General features: G+C 56.2%; 17 protein-coding genes and 2 tRNA genes. 11 read left to right on the top strand and 8 right to left on the bottom strand.

The features are described 5' to 3' along the window. Position 1 precedes the first annotated feature (1 nt). Together AAC035_RS03140 and AAC035_RS03135 are read right to left on the bottom strand one after the other, a co-directional pair. The gene (locus AAC035_RS03140) at positions 2-820 is read right to left on the bottom strand and encodes an ABC transporter ATP-binding protein (protein ID WP_339799857.1); all 819 of its coding nucleotides are present in this window, start codon (positions 818-820) and stop codon (positions 2-4) included. Beyond that, a complete protein-coding gene (locus AAC035_RS03135; protein ID WP_339799855.1) occupies positions 814-1,941 on the bottom strand; it encodes an ABC transporter permease in 1,128 nt (375 codons plus the stop codon). The genes AAC035_RS03140 and AAC035_RS03135 overlap by 7 nt, the downstream gene beginning before the upstream one ends. A 194-nt stretch (positions 1,942-2,135) precedes the next feature. On the opposite strand from AAC035_RS03135, the gene AAC035_RS03130 reads away from it, so the two are divergent. After that, a tRNA-Gly gene (locus tag AAC035_RS03130) sits at positions 2,136-2,211 on the top strand. Positions 2,212-2,333: 122 nt separating this feature from the next. Next, positions 2,334-2,407, top strand: a tRNA-Cys gene (locus AAC035_RS03125). A 155-nt stretch (positions 2,408-2,562) separates the two neighbouring features. Here the strand turns inward: AAC035_RS03125 and AAC035_RS03120 are convergent. The 4 genes from AAC035_RS03120 to AAC035_RS03105 all read right to left on the bottom strand — a co-directional run bounded on the left by AAC035_RS03120 (position 2,563) and on the right by AAC035_RS03105 (position 8,778). Then, positions 2,563-3,486: an alpha/beta hydrolase gene (locus AAC035_RS03120; protein WP_339799853.1), complete on the bottom strand. Its 924-nt coding sequence runs from the start codon at positions 3,484-3,486 to the stop codon at positions 2,563-2,565. Between the two features lie 254 nt (positions 3,487-3,740). Further along, positions 3,741-5,495 carry an EAL domain-containing protein gene (locus AAC035_RS03115; protein WP_339799852.1) on the bottom strand — a complete coding sequence of 585 codons (1,755 nt, stop codon included), beginning with the start codon at positions 5,493-5,495 and terminating at the stop codon, positions 3,741-3,743. A 149-nt stretch (positions 5,496-5,644) separates the two neighbouring features. Continuing rightward, on the bottom strand, positions 5,645-8,149 hold the full coding sequence (locus AAC035_RS03110; RefSeq protein WP_339799873.1) for a chemotaxis protein CheB: 2,505 nt from the start codon (positions 8,147-8,149) through the stop codon (positions 5,645-5,647). A 14-nt stretch (positions 8,150-8,163) separates the two neighbouring features. Then, positions 8,164-8,778, bottom strand: coding sequence for a PAS domain-containing protein (locus AAC035_RS03105; protein WP_339799850.1), 615 nt, complete (start codon positions 8,776-8,778; stop codon positions 8,164-8,166). Between the two features lie 238 nt (positions 8,779-9,016). Between AAC035_RS03105 and AAC035_RS03100 the strand changes: the two genes are divergently transcribed. The 4 genes from AAC035_RS03100 to AAC035_RS03085 all read left to right on the top strand — a co-directional run bounded on the left by AAC035_RS03100 (position 9,017) and on the right by AAC035_RS03085 (position 11,645). Beyond that, the gene (locus AAC035_RS03100; protein WP_339799848.1) at positions 9,017-9,418 is read left to right on the top strand and encodes a DUF4398 domain-containing protein; all 402 of its coding nucleotides are present in this window, start codon (positions 9,017-9,019) and stop codon (positions 9,416-9,418) included. Further along, positions 9,415-10,284: an OmpA family protein gene (locus AAC035_RS03095; protein WP_339799846.1), complete on the top strand. Its 870-nt coding sequence runs from the start codon at positions 9,415-9,417 to the stop codon at positions 10,282-10,284. The genes AAC035_RS03100 and AAC035_RS03095 overlap by 4 nt, the downstream gene beginning before the upstream one ends. Before the next feature lie 71 nt (positions 10,285-10,355). Beyond that, on the top strand, positions 10,356-10,862 hold the full coding sequence (locus tag AAC035_RS03090; protein ID WP_339799844.1) for a PAS domain S-box protein: 507 nt from the start codon (positions 10,356-10,358) through the stop codon (positions 10,860-10,862). Between the two features lie 33 nt (positions 10,863-10,895). Next, positions 10,896-11,645: a GGDEF domain-containing protein gene (locus AAC035_RS03085; protein WP_339799842.1), complete on the top strand. Its 750-nt coding sequence runs from the start codon at positions 10,896-10,898 to the stop codon at positions 11,643-11,645. A 5-nt stretch (positions 11,646-11,650) separates the two neighbouring features. Here AAC035_RS03085 and AAC035_RS03080 read toward each other — a convergent pair whose 3' ends face one another. Next, complete coding sequence (locus AAC035_RS03080) at positions 11,651-12,370, bottom strand: Crp/Fnr family transcriptional regulator (RefSeq protein ID WP_339799840.1); 720 nt, start codon at positions 12,368-12,370, stop codon at positions 11,651-11,653. 407 nt (positions 12,371-12,777) lie between these two features. On the opposite strand from AAC035_RS03080, the gene AAC035_RS03075 reads away from it, so the two are divergent. The 5 genes from AAC035_RS03075 to AAC035_RS03055 all read left to right on the top strand — a co-directional run bounded on the left by AAC035_RS03075 (position 12,778) and on the right by AAC035_RS03055 (position 18,062). Next, the gene (locus tag AAC035_RS03075) at positions 12,778-13,311 is read left to right on the top strand and encodes a TRAP transporter small permease subunit (RefSeq protein ID WP_339799839.1); all 534 of its coding nucleotides are present in this window, start codon (positions 12,778-12,780) and stop codon (positions 13,309-13,311) included. Further along, a complete protein-coding gene (locus AAC035_RS03070; RefSeq protein WP_339799837.1) occupies positions 13,308-14,615 on the top strand; it encodes a TRAP transporter large permease subunit in 1,308 nt (435 codons plus the stop codon). The genes AAC035_RS03075 and AAC035_RS03070 overlap by 4 nt, the downstream gene beginning before the upstream one ends. A 147-nt stretch (positions 14,616-14,762) precedes the next feature. Next, complete coding sequence (locus AAC035_RS03065) at positions 14,763-15,827, top strand: TRAP transporter substrate-binding protein (RefSeq protein WP_339799835.1); 1,065 nt, start codon at positions 14,763-14,765, stop codon at positions 15,825-15,827. Between the two features lie 147 nt (positions 15,828-15,974). Further along, positions 15,975-16,808, top strand: a complete 834-nt coding sequence (locus AAC035_RS03060; protein ID WP_339799834.1) for an alpha/beta hydrolase — start codon at positions 15,975-15,977, stop codon at positions 16,806-16,808. Positions 16,809-16,874: 66 nt separating this feature from the next. Continuing rightward, on the top strand, positions 16,875-18,062 hold the full coding sequence (locus AAC035_RS03055; protein ID WP_339799833.1) for an amidohydrolase: 1,188 nt from the start codon (positions 16,875-16,877) through the stop codon (positions 18,060-18,062). A 10-nt stretch (positions 18,063-18,072) separates the two neighbouring features. Here AAC035_RS03055 and AAC035_RS03050 read toward each other — a convergent pair. After that, positions 18,073-18,660, bottom strand: a 588-nt coding sequence (locus tag AAC035_RS03050; RefSeq protein WP_339799831.1) for an FGGY-family carbohydrate kinase, incomplete at its 5' end; no start/stop codon positions are given.

Genomic DNA, 18,660 nt, shown 5'->3' with positions numbered 1-18,660 from the left:
ACTACTGCTCCTTGATCCGGTTCGCTGCAGATGCTGAATGTGCTGCGGCGCGCCCGCGAGGGCCGTGAAAATAGTTCTGAATCCAGTCATCGTCGGTATTCTCGACAACATCGAGACTGTCCGCCACCAGCACCCGCTTCTGTGAAAGCACCGCCACCCGGTCGCAGGTACTGTACAGGGTATCGAGATCGTGGGTGACCAGAAACACCGCAAATCCGAGAGCATCTCTCAGGGTCAGGATCAGCTGATCGAATGCCGCTGCGCCGATCGGGTCCAGTCCTGCCGTTGGCTCATCCAGGAACAGTACCTCCGGATCAAGGGCCAGGGCCCGGGCCAGGGCCACGCGCTTGACCATGCCGCCGGACAGCTCCACCGGGTATTTGCTGGCCGCATCCGCCGGTAACCCCGCCAGCGCCAGCTTTACCCGCGCCAGGTGTTCGGCTTCGGCCCGCGACAGTTTCGCATGTTCGATCAGCGGCAGCGCGACGTTTTCCTGCAGGGTGAGTGAGGTAAACAACGCACCGCGCTGGAACAGCACGCCAAACCGGCGCTCGGTGACCGAACGTTGCCGCGGTGACAGGTCGTGCAGGTCTTGTCCGAACACCTCGATATGGCCGTCGTCAGGTTTCCGCAGGCCCACGATACTGCGCAGAAGCACCGATTTTCCGGTGCCGGAGCCGCCCACAATGCCGAGAATTTCCCGTGGGTAGAGATCCAGATCCAGGCCTTCGTGCACGCTGATACCGTCAAAGCGATTCACCAGACCCCGCACCCGGATCAAGGGCGAAGCGGCGCCCGTACCCTGTGCTGTAGTTACCATCCCATCTCCATGAAAAACAGCGCCGCGATGGCGTCCAGCAGTATCACCAGAAAAATCGACTGCACCACGCTGGAGGTGGTGTGTTCGCCCACAGACTGGGCGCTGCCACTGACCTTGAAGCCCTCCAGGCAGCCAATCACCGCAATGGCAAACGCGAACACCGGAGCCTTGCCAAGGCCCACCAGGAAATGATTGATGGCAACATCCCGTTCCAGAATGATCAGAATCTGGGGTACAGAGATATCCAGGGACACCACACACACCAGAGCACCGCCGAGAATTCCGCTGATCATACCGACAAAGGTAAGGATAGGCAGGGAAATCATCATGGCCAGCATTCGTGGCACCACCAGCAACTCGATAGGATCCAGGCCCTGGGCACGGATTGCATCGATTTCCTCATTGGCCTTCATGGACCCGAGCTGAGCGGTGAAGGCACTGGCGGTTCGACCGGCCAGCAGTATCGCGGCCAGGAGTACGCCAAATTCCCGCAGGAAAGAGAAGGCGACCAGGTTCACCGTGTAAATGGTGGCACCGAAATCTTTCAGCACGGTGGCACCCAGGAAGGCCACGACCGCGCCTACCAGGAAGGTCAGCAGCGCGACAATGGGCAGGGCATTCAGGCCCACCTGATGGGTGTGAGCCACCAGCGGCGTGATCCGCCAGCGTTTGGGGCGAACCATGGAGGACAGAAAGATCAGTAAGGTCTGACCAATAAATCCCAGCAGCAGACGGGCATTCTTCAGAAAGCTCTCCACCTGCTGGCCTATCAGACCAAAAGGGCGAATCAGCGGAGGGTAGCTGTCTACCGGGACTTCACCAGACCGGGACATGGCACCGGCAACCACCTGCAGCAACGCCTGCCGCTCGGCAGACAGGCCGTCGCTGTCCGAGGCCAGCCGGGATAACCGCTCAGTGCCCAGCAATTCAGCGAGCAGCGCCGCGCCGGCAGTATCTATCAGCCCTATACCGGACAAATCCACATCGGGAATGATGTCGCGGCCATGGGTGCTCAGGATGGCGGATACCTGGGCCCGTAACGAACCATAGTAGGCCAGCGTCCAGTCCCCGGTGAGGGAGTACGCGTCCGCCTGTTTCTCGATCTGGCCAGCGCTGGTCATGAGCAGGTTATCCCGGGCACGAGGTTAGCTTGTTAATGAATAAGCAGTTTACGGTAACAGGAGGATAGCTCATAGGGTAAAGTCGGGGCGGAACCAATGAATGAAAATTAACCAGAAACCCAGTCAAAACAGAATGTTGAAAAAAGTGGTTGACGCAAACAGCCGAATCCGTAGAATACGCCCTCGTTGACCAAGCGGGAATAGCTCAGTTGGTAGAGCACAACCTTGCCAAGGTTGGGGTCGCGAGTTCGAATCTCGTTTCCCGCTCCAGTTTCTCAGCCTGTATCAGTCAGATAGTGGCGCAGCAGGGAACAGGAGGTCAGCGTAGTACAAGTCTCTCACAGTCCACCTGAGAGCATGAAAGTCCTGTAAATGCCTTCGGACTTTTCCCCGGCGCGGTGGCAGAGTGGTCATGCAGCGGACTGCAACTCCGTGTACGCCGGTTCGATTCCGACCCGCGCCTCCATTTTTTCCCAGAAAATCAATAACCTGAACTATTCAGTGTTCGTTGTTTTTCGTACCCGATAATACCCGAATCAAATCCGGAATATTTTCCGCTTCAGTCGATGGTGAAAATTAATCCGTCGGGTGCGCATGGCATCTTGGTAAAGCGGGTTGCCGTTACATTGAGGCAACTCCGGCCAGGTGCTCCAGTTCGGGAATCAGACTGCGGTCATCAAGGGCTATGAAGTGGCTCGGAGATCCCGTCTGCACCACATTGATCCACGCCGGGCACTGGCTGACACTGGCTTTCGCTGCAATTGGGTCGAGGATGTGGTCGGTGCCAGGAAGCAGGATGTAGCCCTTGCTGATGTGCTGATAGACACCGGTATCCCGATGATCCATCCATTCGATGATATTTTCGATGTTGCGAACGATAGTGAGTGGGTCTCTGGTGGCGGAGAATACCTTGTGCAGCAATTTTTTCTTGCGGGGATTCATCCTGCCGAAAAAGGTCTGACCGTAAACGGATGACGGTGCATTGTTGATCAGCCGGATGGCCCAGGGCCACATGCCGTGGCCGATCGGCCTCAGAATGGCTGTTACCAGTGGGTGGAGTCGACCCTGGGGCAGGGCCGGCGCTTCCAGCACCACTTCCACATCGCGATACAGATCCGGCCTCTGGATGATAGCTTCCAGGATGACCGCAGCGCCGCGGGAGTGGCCATGAACACGGACGTCACTGGCGCTGGGAAGATGTTCCAGGGCCTGATTGAGAATGCTGGCATCGTACTCCACCGTGCCTTCCAGCGCTTCGATATGAGTATCCCAGGGAGCCTCTTCCGGTGTCACTCCATTAGCCGGAATATGATAATTGCTGCAGGTAACCAGGATCAGTTCGGTGGTGGGAGCTTCGTAGGTGCCGGTGAAATAACAGTGATTGGCCAGAAAACCGTGCACGCCGATAACCGTATGAGTTGCCCTGGCGCTGTGGTTGCGAACGGATACTGCGCCCTTGCCAACCCGGTACACTCGTCCGGAGAACATCTCGGAATAGGCGTTTTCAATGGGTTTACTCAGTTTTCGTATGTGGCGTTCTTTCATGATGGCAATTCCAGTCGGTCGTGAGGCCGTTAGACGGACCCGACCTGTCCTGGCAACATCATTTTCCGGCCCGTTGGCGTAAAACAAGTAAACGCCTTAAGTGGCGGCCTCCTGATCGGAAACACCTATCAAGATGATCAGATATGCAGCAGTTTATCTGTACGTTAGCCCACAGAGTCATTCGGGGCAGGGAGGGCTCAGAGGCCTGTATAGCGTCCGGGCGATTTGCAGACAGGGTCTGCTCGTGGCAATCATCAATCGGTTCTGTTACCCGTCAGACCGTCCAGCATCTGATCTGCCGGCATCGGTCGAGCGTACAGGAAGCCCTGCGCCAGGTCACAACCCAGTTGTCTGACCAGAATATCCTGTTCAGCAGTCTCCACGCCCTCCACGACGACGCTCAACCCGAGACGGTGACCAACATTTACCATGGCCTCCATAATCGCCATGTCGCTGTCATTCTCCATCGCGTGATGAAGGAAACTTCGATCTATCTTGATGCTGCAAACGGGTAATTTTCGCAAATAAACCAACGAAGAATATCCCGTACCGAAATCGTCGACGGAAATATGCACGCCGGCCCGTTTCAGGCGCTCCAGTTGCCCTATCTGATCTTTATCGCGATCAAACACTTCATTTTCTGTTAGCTCCAGGCCCAGTTGTTCCGGTCTCAGGCCATAATTCTCGAGAGTCTGCAGGATATTATCCGCGAGATACTGGTTGTTCAGTTGTCGGCCAGACAAATTAATGTCTACACGCGTTTTCTCAAGTACCGTACCTTGCCAGGCTTTGAGCTGCTTGCAGGCAGCTTCGATGACCCATTCGCCTATTCGATTGATCAGTCCCGACTTTTCCGCTATCGGAATAAAGATAGCAGGAGACACTGGCTGTAAATCTTCATCGAAGCATCGCAGAAGCGCCTCACAGGAGCGGACACCTCCATGCTTCAAATCTATTTGCGGCTGAAAATACAACTGCAGACTGTCGGCGGCAATGGCACGTCTCAGGAGTGTGGTGACGTCTTGATAGTGAACCAGCCGATCATTGATGTCTGAGGTGTAAAAACAGATTCCGTTTTTACCTCTTTCCTTGGCCTGATACATGGCAGCATCAGCGTTTCCCATCAGTTCCGCCACCGTCGTGCCGTCCTCCGGAAACAGGCTGATACCAAAACTCGCTGTCACCTGATACTGGTCTCCGTCCAGCACAAAGCCAAAATCAAGCTTGCTGATCAGGCGCTGAAGGAGTTCGTGAATACGTTCGATGCCATCGACATCAAACAATAGCAACACGAATTCATCGCCGCCAAACCGGCAAAGCATGTCATAACTGCGAATTTCTGTTTTCATTGCGTCGGCAACTGCCGCCAGCAATCTGTCACCATAATCGTGACCCAGGGTGTCGTTAATCAGTTTAAAATTATCCAGATCAATAAATACGACGGCGATTACCCGGTTCATTCGATCTGCTTCAGCAAGACGCGCTGACAATTCAAGCTCCATCAGCCTTCTGTTAGGCAGCTGAGTCAAGTCATCAAAACTTGCCATTATATACAGCTCTTCCCGGGCCCTTTTTTGCTCCTGCAGGCTGATATCAATACAGAACATTTCGCAGTCGCCAGTATCTTGCTTGATCATTACATGACTGGAATAAACAGGTACAAGGTGACCATCTTTGTGTTTCAGCTCAATTTCTTCAGATGGAATGTTAATGTTATTATCTAACCAGTTCTGATGGGCCGTAATTACACCCACCCGCATATGTTCCGGGATAATCAGATCTTCCAGTAACTGTCCCTGTGCTTCTTCACGAGTGTAACCATAAAGGCGCCTGCTCGCTTCGTTCCAATAGATAACCTGACGTTTTTTGTTGTACCCTTGCACGGCAACCATGGGGAGGCTTTCGATCAACTCATAGAACTTTTGTTCGCTATTTTTAACAGCAGGCAATGGTTGACCATTAGCTATTGCGGAGTAAGGCGGCGTGATGGGATTCTGTTTATCCGGCATTTTCTGTACCTCCAAATACCTTTTCAGTGTCCGAAAAAGCCATACTCCTGAGTTGAGTAAAAAGTATACAGGTACGTTTCGAGGCTTCCTACCGCTGACTCTCCCTTGCTGACACTACGATCAAAACCCGTTATTAGATTTCCGTGCGCTCAGCTTTCAGACTGTTGGCGAAGGTGTGATTCCAGACCCTTGGTTTCAGTGATATCCACCAGGGTGATCACCACGCCGTCAATGACATCATCCAGTCTGCGATAGGCCATGATGCGCACGGAGAACCAGCGTTTGTCGGTTGTGATGATCTGCTTTTCGGACTCGTCCAGGGTGCTCAGTACCTTTTTGGCATCATTCTGGAGTTCCGGGTAGTCCAGGGTCGTCGACAGGTCTGTGAGGGGGCGGCCCAGGTCACTCTCCCGCAGGCTGAAGATTGCCGTAGCCTGGGACGTGTAGCGGCGTACATTGAGGTCCTGATCCAGGAACAGGATCGCAATCTCGATGCTGTTCAGCACGTTCTGCATGTCACTCTGGGCCAGTGCCAGGTCATCCAGCTTGGTTTGCAGTTCTGCGTTTATGGTCTGCAGTTCTTCGTTCATGGACTGCATTTCTTCCTTGGAGGTGGTCAGTTCCTCGTTGGCAGACTGCAACTCCTCGTTGGCAGATTGCAGCTCCTCATTGGTGGCCTGAAGCTCTTCCCGGGTTAATCGGCCTTCTTCCTGAAGGCGACGGATTTCCTGCTGATATTGCTCGATCTGCTGTTCGTGGTCTCTGCTGGAGGGTGTGGAAGGCCGTTGTTTGCTGCTATTGCCCGGCGTGCTTGCAGGCGTGTCACGAAACACCACCATGGTCATGTCTTTCAGCGGCGCCGGCTCGTGGAAGGTCTGAATGCTCAGACTGATGTTCTGAATGCCATTGCCGGTCTGTACCTGAACATCCTTGATTTCCAGCGGCTCCCGCAAGGTTTCGGCTTGTTGCAGTGCGGTATAGAGCGTGCCCCGCAACCCTTGCCGGGCCATGGCGTGGATATTCCAGTTCGCCTTGCCGGCGGCAGGCTCCAGATACTTTCCGGTACGCCCGCTGATGTAGACAATATCGGCGTTGTTGTTAAGCACAACGGCGGCCGGCGAATAATTCTGCAGCAGTACTCGGTCGGCTTCAGCCTGCAGGTTGTCGGGTATCTGGGATGACGGGTCTGGGGCCTTCAAGGTGCGCTCCTGAGGGAATGTCGACAGTGGCGGAAACGATTTTAACAGGAAGTCAGTACCACCAACGGTTTTGTGTTCCTTTCGCCGATAAATCCTGAGTTTGGGCTTGATAGGCTGGAACAGGTTGGTGAGCTTACCAATGGTCTCCGACTTTCCGAGCAGCAGCAGGCCATCAGGGCGCAGACTGTAGTGGAACAGGGGCAACAACCTTCGCTGAAGCATCGGGCCAAAATAGATCAGCAGGTTGCGGCAGGTCACCAGATCCATTCTGGTGAAGGGCGGATCAAGAATGACATCGTGCTGGGCGAACAGAACCATATCGCGAATCGACGGATGAACCCGATAGTGGTCGTCGTGCCGGGTAAAGAAGCGAACCAGTCGCTCACTGGAAATGGATTTCTCGATGGTCCGGGGGTAACGCCCCCGTCTTGCGGTCGCAATGGCTTCCGGGCTCAGATCAGAGGCAAAGATCTGTAACGATAGCTGCTGGCTTTCCGGAGCCTGATCCCGGGCCTCCAGAAAGACCATGGCAAGCGTATAAGCCTCTTCACCCGTGGAGCAGCCAGCCACCCACGCCCGCAGCTTCTCACCTGACTGACGCTCGGACATTAATCGGGGCAGGGCGCTTTCAGCCAAAAAGTCCCAGACCTCTGAATCGCGGAAAAACTCCGTAACGCCGATCAGTAACTCTCTGAACAGCAGCAACACTTCCTGCTTGTTGGCCTTGAGGTATTCTGTGTAGGCCGACAGTTCGGTTAAGCCGTGAACGGCCATCCGACGTTCGATCCGGCGCTGCAGCGTGCTGGGCTTGTACAGTGAAAAGTCATGGCGGGTGTGGTGTTGTAATAACCGGACAATCGGCTCAAGAAAGGGTTGCTGGCTGACGGCTTCCGGCACCGCACCCGCCTGAGGCACCTGCGAAACATAGGCGAGAATGCGGCCGGGAAGTTCTTCTGCGGGCGCCAGAATATCGACGCACCCTGACGCTACTGCGCTTTTCGGCATGGCATCGAACTGGGCATTGCCGGGTTCCTGAGCTACAGCCAGCCCTCCTGTCGCCTTGATAGCCTGCAAGCCAAGGGTTCCATCGGAGCCCATGCCTGACAGGACAACCGCTATGGCCTGCTCGTTGTGGGCACTGGCCAGTGAAGAAAATAATACATTGACCGGCAATCGCTGGCCCCTGGGTTCGCCGGGTTCTTCCACTTTGAGAATGTTACCTTCTACCCGGAGTTCACTGTTGGGCGGAATCACATAGACGCAGTCCGGTTTTACCGGCATATCGTTGCGGGCTTCGTTGACAGGCATCGCGGTAAAACGTTGCAGAAGCTCTGCCAGCAGGGCCTTTCGTGTAGGGTCCAGATGCTGAACCACCACAAAGGCCATGCCGGTATCGGTCGGCATATTCCGGAAAAAATCCTCAAGGGCGGCCAGACCACCGGCAGAGGCACCAATAGCAACAATATATATCAGGGCGGCGTCGTGGCCGGAAAACTGCCTAACAGCAGGAAGATGCAGTTTCGGGAAGGTGAGTAGGCCGCCTTGATGGTGACCGGGTCGGGGCGGTCCAGGTCAAGACGGAGTTCTGCCGGTGTAGCGTTGTCGGCCAGTTGCCGCTTGAAACTGGCCATGGCTTTCGCAAGAGCCGGTACATTATTGGCTCCGAACAGGTTGATAAACTGCTCGCCATCCAGTGTCCCGGGTGCCGTTTTCAGTAACTCGCCTGCGGCTTCGTTGGCTTCCACCACCTCCCATTCCATATCCACAATGAGATAGGCAATCGGCGCATGCTCGAACAGCGTGCGGTAATGGTCGAGTTCCTCGGCCTGCTCCTGTTCATTGGCTTTCAGCTGTTCAAAGAGAAGGTCAAGCTCAACCTGGTGAGTCTGCAGCTCATGAAGAAATTTCAGGGCATCAGCCGCTGTTTCCGGGTTGAGAGCCCCCTGATAAAGCAGTTCGAGTGTTTTGATATCAAGATTACCGCTACCGGTACGCGGAGCCGTACCGGTCCGGATTTTGGCTTCAGCATTCTGGCGAAGCCGGTCATGGCCTTCTGGTTTTGACTGAGAGTCAGTAATAGCCATGGTTCCTCCCGGAACTGGGAATTCAGATTAACTGCTTGATAGTACTCCAGCCAGCCTGCGCGAGATAGCCGGATTGCTGAATAGTAACCACATTAAAAGGTTGTGTACGTTACCGCACGGACGTTCAGAGTGTATCGCCGTACTGTCATGGAAACAGGAGAGTCGTCGTGCCTGAAGGCATGCCAGTGCCCGACCCAAAAGTGGGTTACGGGTAGCTCCGTTCACAAGGAGCAAAGCTATGAGCTCACCTGAAAAGAGAGCGTTTTTGCCACGTCTTGGACTGGTCACCGGTGGTTTCGCTGCGCTGCTGTTCCTGGTGGCCTGTGCGTCTGACCCGGTGCCACCCACCAGCTCGCTGAACTTGGCCAGCGAAGCCATTGCCACGGCGGAACAGGCTGATGCAAGGCAACACGCGGGCGCTGAACTGGAGGAGGCCAAGCAGAAGCTGGCCGAAGCCGAGAAAGCCGTTGCCCAACGCAAAATGACAGAAGCCGAGCGTCTGGCCGATCAGGCCCGGGTGGCAGCTGAGCTTGCGGTGGCGAGAACAGAAGCCGCCAAGGCTGCTGAGATCAATCGCGAATTGGGTCGTGGCGCTGAAGCGCTCGACGAAGAACTGCGGCGTCAGGGAGATCGGCAATGAAAACATTACGTTCACAGAAACGATCCATTCTGAACCGGTCCGTCAGCGGAAAACGACTTCCGGTCATCTTGCTGTCGGCCACGCTGTTAACGGCTTGTGCGATGGCGCCGGTCAGTCCTCCGGGATCCATCGATGTGCGCTCAAAACTGACGGCTTTGCAGAGCGATCCGAAAATGGCAGATCACGCCCGGGTAGAGCTCAGAGAGGCCGAACAGGCGGTACAGCTGGCCGAACGTCCGCTGGGTGAAAGTGAGGCCGCACTGGCAGAACACCGGGTTTATATGGCCGACCGCATGGTGGAAATCGCGCGAGCCAAAGCCGAGACCAGGCTGGCTGAATCAGATCGCGAGCGCCTGAGTGAAGAGCGGGATGCAGCAAGATTGGCCGCGCGTACCCGGGAAGCAGAGCAGGCCCGTGACGAGGAAAGATCAGCGGCTTCCAGAGCGGAAATGTCAGCCAGTGAGGCCAGAGAACTGCAGCGGCAGATCGACGAGCTTGAGGCAGAGGCTACTGATCGAGGTCTGGTGCTGACCCTGGGGGATGTTCTGTTCGCTACCGGCAGTGCCAGCATTCAGGGTGGGTCAAACCAGAACCTGGAAAAACTGGTGAATTTTCTCAACCAGTACCCTGAGCGTCAGGTGCTGATTGAAGGCCATACCGATAACGTTGGCAGCGCAGAACTCAACCGGAACCTTTCCCGGCAACGGGCAGAATCGGTTCGCCGTTATCTTGAAAGCCGAGGTGTGGACGGCCGCCGGTTATCCGTTACCGGGTATGGGTTTGAGCGCCCGGTTGCCAGTAACGATTCGGCCACAGGACGTCAACAGAACCGACGTGTGGAAGTTATCATCCAGAATGGTCAATAAGCATGCGGAATTACCTGCGTTATATTGCGGAGACAACAATCAAAACCGACAAGGCAGGACATGGCGTTAGTTTGCCACTGAGTGATGTTTGTCCATTGGGCATGCTGGTAACCGACCGCGAAGGCAAATGCCAGTATAGTAACAAAGCCTATCAGGAGCTGTGCGGTCGGACCGGTGACGAACTGATGGGCACCCACTGGGCAGATAACCTTGCGCCCGAAGATCGTGATACCACACTGGAACATTGGGAAAAAGCCGCACAGGAGGGAGGATCTCTCCTGTGCGAAGCTCGTCTGATGCGCTCCAATGGTGAGGTCGTATGGACCCGGAGGAACGCTGCGATACTGAATGATGCCCTTCCGGATCAGGGCTACATTCATACCGTCGAAGATATCAGCATTTACAAGGTCCACGAACTGGCGCGGCGAAAGGCAGAGGAAGAGCTTTTTGACGCCAAGGAACGGGCTCAGGTCACCCTTGATTCCATCGGTGATGCAGTCCTTACCACAGACCTGGAAGGCCGGGTTTCGTACATGAATATTGTCGCGGAAAGCCTCACCGGCTACACCCGTGACTAGGCCATCGGACGGCCGCTGGATGAGATCTTCTGTGTGGTGGATGCCACCACTCACAAGTCGGTGGTGGATCCGGCCCGCCGGGCTATCGAGTCTGACAGTATTGTGGCCCTTGAGGCTAACGCCTTGCTGGTGGCCAAGGATGGGCTGGAGTTGGCCATTGAGGATTCGGCGGCGCCCATCCATGACCGCTTCGGCGCCGTTACCGGAGCGGTTATTGTGTTTCACGATGTCAAGTTTTCCCGGGAAAATGCGGCCAGAATGGCCTATCTCGCCCAGCACGATGCCTTGACAGGACTGCCCAACCGAACCGCTTTCACCGATCGTTTTGAACAGTCCCTGGCACTAGCCAGAAGGCATCAAACCAAAATGGGCCTGCTGTTTATTGATCTCGACAATTTCAAAGTGATCAACGACGAGCTGGGTCATGACGAAGGGGATGAGGTGCTGAAGGCGCTGGCAAGCCGGCTGGTAGGTTGCGTAAGGTCAACGGACAGCGTCTGTCGCTATGGCGGCGATGAGTTTGTGGTGCTGCTGAGTGAAATCACAAAGCAGGAGCACGCCTACGCGGTAGCGGAAAAAATTCAGCGGGCGGTCACAGTGCCGCTGATGATCAATGAACGGGGGATTTCACTGGAGCTCAGTATTGGCGTAAGCGTCTACCCTGACCATGGTGGCAATGTGGACGCCCTGATGCGCAAGGCAGATGCCGAAATGTACCGGGTAAAGATCTCGAACCGGCATGCCAGGGCCCGGGCCCAGCAGCCCGCGCTGCGGCCTCACTGAGGCCCTCAGCCGGCCTTTCGGACCGATTCCAGCCGGTAGGTCTCGCGCTTGACCACTTCATAACACTCACAGCACAGCGCTTCCAGCTGGGGCCGGTCGATAACCGAGATATGGCCCCGGTGATAACGGATCACCCCCAGCTTCTGCAACTTGCCGGCGGCTTCTGTAACGCCTTCGCGACGCACCCCCAGCATGCCTGCGATCAGCTCTTGAGTCATGGTGAGTTCATTGCCACCTAAACGGTCCAGCGACAGCAGCAGCCAGCGGCACAGTTGCTGATCAATGGAATGATGGCGGTTACAGACAGCGGTCTGGGACATCTGGGTAATCAGGGCCTGAATGTAGCGCAAGGTGAGTACACGCACCCCGGCGTCGTTATCGAATTCCTCCTTGAGTTCATGGGCCGGCATCCGGTAGGCAAATCCGTGACTTTGCACCACGGCACGGTTTGGCGTGCTCTCGCTACCCATGAACACAGCGACCCCGGCCATGCCGTCCTTGCCAACGACAGATAATTCGGCGGATGAACCGTTCAGGGTGACGTATAAAAGTGAAATGATGCAGTCGGTCGGAAAATAGATGAAATCGATCACTTCGCCGGATTCGTAGATCACATCGCCAAGACGGACTTCCTCCAGTCGCAGGCGTGGAAAAATTCGTTTCCTGACGGTTTCAGAAAGTGCAGCAAGAATATGATTTTGTGATGGATCAGGTATGACAGGCATTGAGCATTCCTTGCCTTATAGAATAATTAGCAAAGTTCACAGTAGCACGCTTCAATCATCCGGATTGCTACAATTAATTTAGTTCGGCATCTGGAATTACGGTAGTGACCACTACTGCGACGTATATGAGTTTTGGCGAGGGTCGGTGTCGCCGCTATCCATGTTCAGGAAAGGTGGGTTTTGCCGGTAATTCTTCATGAATTAGGTGGCTCATCGCTCGCTACCCAACTACTATTTCAATTTAATCATTCATTTAACCCTTGCATATTTCGAACGCTCGCTCTATTTTTGTGTCTCTTACAGAAACCGGAATCAGGAGGTCTTGCTCAGGAGGAGCGGAATTAACGCATACAAAACAAAAACTCCCGTAAGTCTTGCAGGCTGAACGGGGACAAACAGGAGTGGACATGAAGGTTCTCGAGTGGGTGGACCATGCCAATATCTTGATTGGCAAGTTCGTCAGCTACCTCGTATGGATCGGTATGGCGATCATCGTCGTCGAGGTTATCGGACGCTACGTTTTCAACTCTCCTTCCGTGTGGGCGCCGGGTTATACCCAACGGACGTTCGCCGCATACTTCATTCTCATCGGCGCCATTACGCTTATTCAGGGCGGCCACGTTCGTGTGGATCTGCTGCTGAATACCCGCTTTCCCCGCTGGAACGCGCTGGCCGATCTGATGAACTTCAGTATTCTGGTGCTCTGGACCGGGGCCATGACCTATGAAGCTTGGTACCTGTTCATCGATGCCTGGGAATTCAACGAGGTGGATGACAGCGCGCTGCGTCACCCCATGTGGCCCGTCAATCTGGCCTTGCTTGTGGGGGTCGCCTGCATTGCCGTTCAGGGTATGGTTGGAATTCTCCGCTCGCTGGTACTCCTGGTGTTCCCCGACGCCCATATCAAACCTGTCACCATCAAGCTGGGAGGCGCTTCATGAGCCCGGAAATACTGACCATCGGCATGTTCGGCGTGCTTCTTCTGATGATCATGATGGGGGTTTCCCTGTCCTTCGCGCTCGGTGGCGTTGCGGTTATTTTCAGTCTGATTCTTCACGGTACCAACGGTCTTTTCCCGGTTATATCAGCCACCTTTGGCAGTATGTGGTCAGTTCTGCTGGCTGCCATTCCGCTGTTTGTCTTTATGGGCGTCGCCCTGGGACGATCAAAGATCTCTTCGGATCTGTATAACGCCTTCTATTTATGGTCGGGCCGGGTAAATGGTGGCCTGCTCATGGGCACCACCGGTTTCGCAGCGGTGCTGTCTGCCATGACCGGCAGTTGTGCGGCGTCTACGCTGACCACGGGTATGGTCGGCATGCCGTCCATGGAACGTCATGGTTATGATCGAAAGTTCGTGCTTGGCACAATTGGTGCTGCCGGGACCCTCGGCATTCTGATTCCGCCCTCCATTACGCTGATCGTCATTGGCATGACCACCGGCCTCTCTGTGGGCAAGCTGTTTATGGGAGGCCTGGTGGCCGGTGTCGGGGTACTGGCTGTGCTGCTGATTTATGTTGGTGTGCGGGCCTGGCTGAATCCGGCGTCTGCGCCTTCCACGGACCAAAGCGTTCCGATGAAGGAAAAGATTGCCTCACTCCGGTCGGTGATTGCGCCGTTGTTGATCGTGACCATCGTGCTGCTGTCCATCTTCATGGGGCTGGCCACACCGACGGAAGCGGCCGGGGTAGGCGCCGTTGCGGTGCTGGTTGCGGTGGCCTTCCGCGGTGAACTCAACCTCAGGTTTATCAGGGAGGTGAGCTACTCCACCGCGTCGATGACCGGCATGGTGATCTGGATTGTGTTTGGTGCCAGCGCGTTTGTCTCGGTGTACTCGGCCGCAGGTGGTATCTCTTTCATGCAGGGGTTACTCCTGGGACTTGAAGTGAATCCGTGGACCCTGATCATCGTCATGCAGCTGGTGGCTCTGGTTCTGGGGATGTTCCTGGATCCCATCGGAATCATTCTGCTGGTGATGCCGATCTTCTTCCCGGTCGTGGTCCAGCTAGGTTTTGATCCTTTCTGGTTTGCCATTATCTTCCAGCTGAACCTGTGTATCGGTTACATCACACCGCCGTTTGGCTACAACATTTTCTACCTGAAGAGCCTGAGTCCGGAAACACCTATCATGGAACTCTACAAGGCGGTCATGCCTTATGTGATTCTGATGATTTCCTGCGGCATTCTGTTCATGGCTTTCCCGGGAATTCTTACCGGCAGCATGAACGCCCTGATGGGTAACTAGATAACAAACGGGCCGCAGGTGTCGTCAACACCTCGCGGCCGGCAAATGCAATACTGACAGGGAACCGATCGGTACGAAGGACATGAAGTGGGACACAGTCGCTACATCCGGGCCGTGTCCACAAACGATAAAACGAGGAGACCTCTCATGCAGAACAACGACAAAAAAGTGAATCGTCGCAAGTTTCTTACCACCGGTGCCGCCGCAGCCGCTGGCGCGGCTACCATCATGGGTGCACCGGCAGTTATTGCCAACCCGACCAAATCCGTGACCTGGCGGATGCAGACCCACTGGCCGGCAGGCAGCTGGTACTATGAGCCGGTCTTTCAGCGCTACGCTGACCGCATCAAGGAAGCCACCAACGGCGAACTGATCATCGAGACCCATCAGCCCAATTCCATTGTGTCCACCGGTGACGTACTGCGCGGCGTGCGCAGGGGTACCCTGGAAAGCGCGTTCCTTTATCCGGCTTACTGGGTAGGTGACATTCCTGCGGCCGGCCACCTGAACGGTAACCTGGCCACCTGGGAATCCCACGAGGAAATGCATTTCTTCCTGTACGAGATGGGCGCCCTGGATATCATCCGTGATGCCTACGCCCAACGTGGCGTGTACCAGATCGGACCTGTGTCCTACGCCGGTACCGCTATCTATGGCAACAAGCGCATCGAGAAGGTTGCTGATTTCAGCGGCTTCCAGATCCGCTCCAACGGCAACGCTGCACAGGTCTTCCAGAAAATGGGTGCCGCGCCCGTGTCCATCTCTGGTGGTGAGCTTTATCAGGCACTGCAGACCGGCATTGCAGACGGTGCCCACTGGGGCAGTGTGTCCGCAGGCTGGGGTATGAACCTGCAGGAAGTGAACAAGTACATCATGCAGCCAGACCTGCTGGGCCACATGAACGGCGAAGTGTTTGTGAACCAGAAAGCCTGGGATGCCCTGGGATCTGACCACAAGCGCATCGTTAACGACGCTACCATCGCCGCCAGCATTGATTCCAGCGCCATCTTCCGTCATCACGACTTCCTGCGGATGCAGGACTTCGTCAATGACTTCGGTGGTGAAATTGTGCAGATGGACGAGGAAGTCATCCAGCAGATGCGTCTCAAGTCTCTGGAAGTCGTTGATGAGCTGTCCAAGCGCGATCCGGAATACTCCGGAAAGATTGGTCCGCTGCTGCACGAATTCATGCGCATCACTGGCAAGGTCTAAGGCATTCGGCGGGTAATACACCCGCTGTGATGTTCTGGACTAAATCACGGCCGGGGCTTTCGCCCCTGGCCGTGGCTTGAGTTTGCCGGCAGTCGCCAATGGCAGCCGGTCAACTCCCGGAGTGGAAGACGATACCGGACAATGCCCATGACCGAGCAAGATCTGGAGTACGAGTACAACCCGAGAATTTCGACACCGGACGTTGAGCACTATCTTGAGCAGGCTGCCCTCGAAAGCGAGCGGATACGCCCTGCGCTGAACGGCCATTACGATGTGCGCTACGGCCCGCAAAACCTGATGACCTGCGATATCTTTCCCGCCGGACCCGATGCCCCTGTCCATGTCTACATCCACGGTGGTTACTGGAAAAGCCGGGACAAATCCGATTACAGCTTTATGGTTCCTGCGTTTCTCGAGGCAGGTATTACGCTGATTATCCCCAATTACGACCTGTGCCCCGACGTTGATCTGACAACCCTCGTCCGGCAGACCGCCAGTTGTCTTGACTGGGTCAAAGCCAATGGCCAGCAGTGGGGCGGCGATACCAGCCGAATCTCGGCATCCGGCCACTCCGCCGGTGCCCACCTGCTGGCGATGGCCCTGAGTCCAGGTTTTGAGCAGCCGGTAGCCCCGGATGTATTGCAACGGGCGGTTCTGATCAGTGGTCTGTTTGAACTGGACCCGGTGGCCCGGATCAGTGTCAATAATGAGATCCAGCTGACACCAGCATTGATCGAACAACTCAGCCCCATGCGCCATAGGCCTTATCCGGGCCTGGAACTGGATATTCTGGTGGGCGGCGATGAAACCAGATCCTGGATCCGCCAGTCGGAGGATTACCATGCCTTCGTCAAGGACAAGGTGGCGGGTGTGCGTTTTGAGGTTTTGCCGGGGCACAACCATTTTTCCATTGTCGCGGAGTTTTCGGATCCGCGAAGCCCGGTTACCCGGGCCTGTATCGAAGCCGCGCTGAACGCCTGAAAAAATCCTGGCCGGACCCGGAGCGGCTGATTCCGGTGACGCCACCACACAACTTCGAAGGAGTTGATGATGACTGCTCCCGCTGTAGATTTTGACAAGCTCACCCGATTTCGCCATGAACTGCACCAGTGGCCCGAGCTGGGATTCCAGGAACATGACACTGCCCGCAAAGTCTGTGAACAGCTGGATCAGCTGGGGGTGGAGTATGTCTCCGGGCTCGGCGGCACCGGTATTGTGGCAACCCTGAGGGGGACCCGCACCGGTGGTGAGCAGACCGCCGTAGGTCTGCGAGCCGACATGGATGCCCTGCCGCTGAATGAACAGTCCGGCGTTGAGCATTCCTCTAAGAAACAGGGCTGCATGCATGCCTGCGGCCATGACGGCCATACCAGCATTTTGTTGGGAACCATCGAACATCTGCTGGTGAACAATGATTACGCCGGAACCGTGTACTGCATTTTCCAGCCGGCAGAGGAGGGCGTCGGTGGCGCCAAAGCCATGATGGATGACGGCCTGTTTGACCGCTTCCCCATGAGCGAGGTCTACGGCCTGCACAACTGGCCCGCGTTACCGGTAGGCCAGTTCGGACTGATTCCCGGCCCTATCATGGCCAGCGGTGACAAGATTGATATCGTGATCCATGGCAAGGGTGGCCACGGTGGCCTGAATCCGCACGGCTGCATCGATCCGATCCGCATTGCCGCAGAGCTGATCCAGAAAGCCCATACCATTGTTGGTCGTGAAATCGATCCCATGTGCCCGGCGGTGCTGAGTATCTGCGCTATCGAGGCGGGACAGCTTGACGGCTTCAACGTGATTCCGGACGAGGCCCGCATGAGCGGCACCATTCGCGCCATCGAGCCGGAGATTGCCGACAAGGTGCGGGGTTCCCTGCGCAAGGCCTGCGAGAGCCTGGCCCATTACTACGATATTGAAATCGAGCTGGCTATCGACAACAAGTTCCTGGCCACGGTGAACGATCCACAAGCCACTGAAACCGCCAGAAACGTCATCACCGAGCTGTTTGGCGAGACGGCCTTGGCGCCGGGCTACCAGGCCAGTATGGCCAGTGAGGACTTCGCCTTCATGCTGGCGGAACGCCCGGGCGCCTACGTGCATGTGGGAGCAGGGGACGAAGAGCACTGCTGGGGCCTGCATAACCCCAGGTTCGATTTCAACGACCGGGTACTGCCCATTGGTATCCGGTTGCTGTCCGGGGTGGCCATGGCGTCGCTGGCGAAGCTGCAGGCGTAAGCAGCAACCGTCAGGCCGGGTAGCCGGTGATCCGGCGGATGCTCCGGTACATGGGGGCCAGTTGCCGGTACATGGTCAGGTACACCTCGCGGTAGAGCTGATCATACAGCCGGCTGGCCTCCGGATCCGGCTCGAACACATCGCCGACCCGGGTCATGGCTGCGACGGCGGTCCTGAAGTCCGGATGCAGGCCCAGGCCAACCGCCGCATCTATGGCCGCGCCAAGGGCGGACGTTTCGCCACAGGCAGGCCGTTCCGCAGGCAGCCCGAAGATATCCGCCGTCAGCTGCATGGCAACGTCACTGCGGGAGCCACCGCCAGCCACCCGAAGTGTGCGAATGGGCACACCGCTGCGTCTTTCAATGCGTTCCTTGCCTTCTCTCAGGGCATAGGCGAGGCCCTCAAGTATCGCCCGGTAGATATGGGCCCGGGTGTGCACATCTCCGAAGCCGATCATGGCGCCCTTGGCTTCCGGTCCCGGTTGCCGCACACCGGGTGACCAGTAGGGCTGCAGCATCAGCCCCATGGAACCCGGCGGAACGGTTCGTACCAGTTCGTCGAACAGCACTTCCGGCTTGATGCCCCGCTGTTCCGCGAG

It is taken from the genome of uncultured Marinobacter sp., assembly GCF_963974375.1.
Classification (GTDB): Bacteria; Pseudomonadota; Gammaproteobacteria; order Pseudomonadales; family Oleiphilaceae; genus Marinobacter.
This window is presented reverse-complemented; position numbering and strand designations above follow the sequence as displayed.

Coding starts and splice junctions, on each gene's coding strand:
- AAC035_RS03120 (WP_339799853.1), bottom strand. CDS start 3,486: ATGAAAGAACGCCACATACGAAAACTGAGTAAACCCATTGAAAACGCC.
- AAC035_RS03065 (WP_339799835.1), top strand. CDS start 14,763: ATGCAGAACAACGACAAAAAAGTGAATCGTCGCAAGTTTCTTACCACC.
- AAC035_RS03080 (WP_339799840.1), bottom strand. CDS start 12,370: ATGCCTGTCATACCTGATCCATCACAAAATCATATTCTTGCTGCACTT.
- AAC035_RS03115 (WP_339799852.1), bottom strand. CDS start 5,495: ATGCCGGATAAACAGAATCCCATCACGCCGCCTTACTCCGCAATAGCT.
- AAC035_RS03105 (WP_339799850.1), bottom strand. CDS start 8,778: ATGGCTATTACTGACTCTCAGTCAAAACCAGAAGGCCATGACCGGCTT.
- AAC035_RS03135 (WP_339799855.1), bottom strand. CDS start 1,941: ATGACCAGCGCTGGCCAGATCGAGAAACAGGCGGACGCGTACTCCCTC.
- AAC035_RS03100 (WP_339799848.1), top strand. CDS start 9,017: ATGAGCTCACCTGAAAAGAGAGCGTTTTTGCCACGTCTTGGACTGGTC.
- AAC035_RS03095 (WP_339799846.1), top strand. CDS start 9,415: ATGAAAACATTACGTTCACAGAAACGATCCATTCTGAACCGGTCCGTC.
- AAC035_RS03140 (WP_339799857.1), bottom strand. CDS start 820: ATGGTAACTACAGCACAGGGTACGGGCGCCGCTTCGCCCTTGATCCGG.
- AAC035_RS03055 (WP_339799833.1), top strand. CDS start 16,875: ATGATGACTGCTCCCGCTGTAGATTTTGACAAGCTCACCCGATTTCGC.
- AAC035_RS03070 (WP_339799837.1), top strand. CDS start 13,308: ATGAGCCCGGAAATACTGACCATCGGCATGTTCGGCGTGCTTCTTCTG.
- AAC035_RS03060 (WP_339799834.1), top strand. CDS start 15,975: ATGACCGAGCAAGATCTGGAGTACGAGTACAACCCGAGAATTTCGACA.
- AAC035_RS03075 (WP_339799839.1), top strand. CDS start 12,778: ATGAAGGTTCTCGAGTGGGTGGACCATGCCAATATCTTGATTGGCAAG.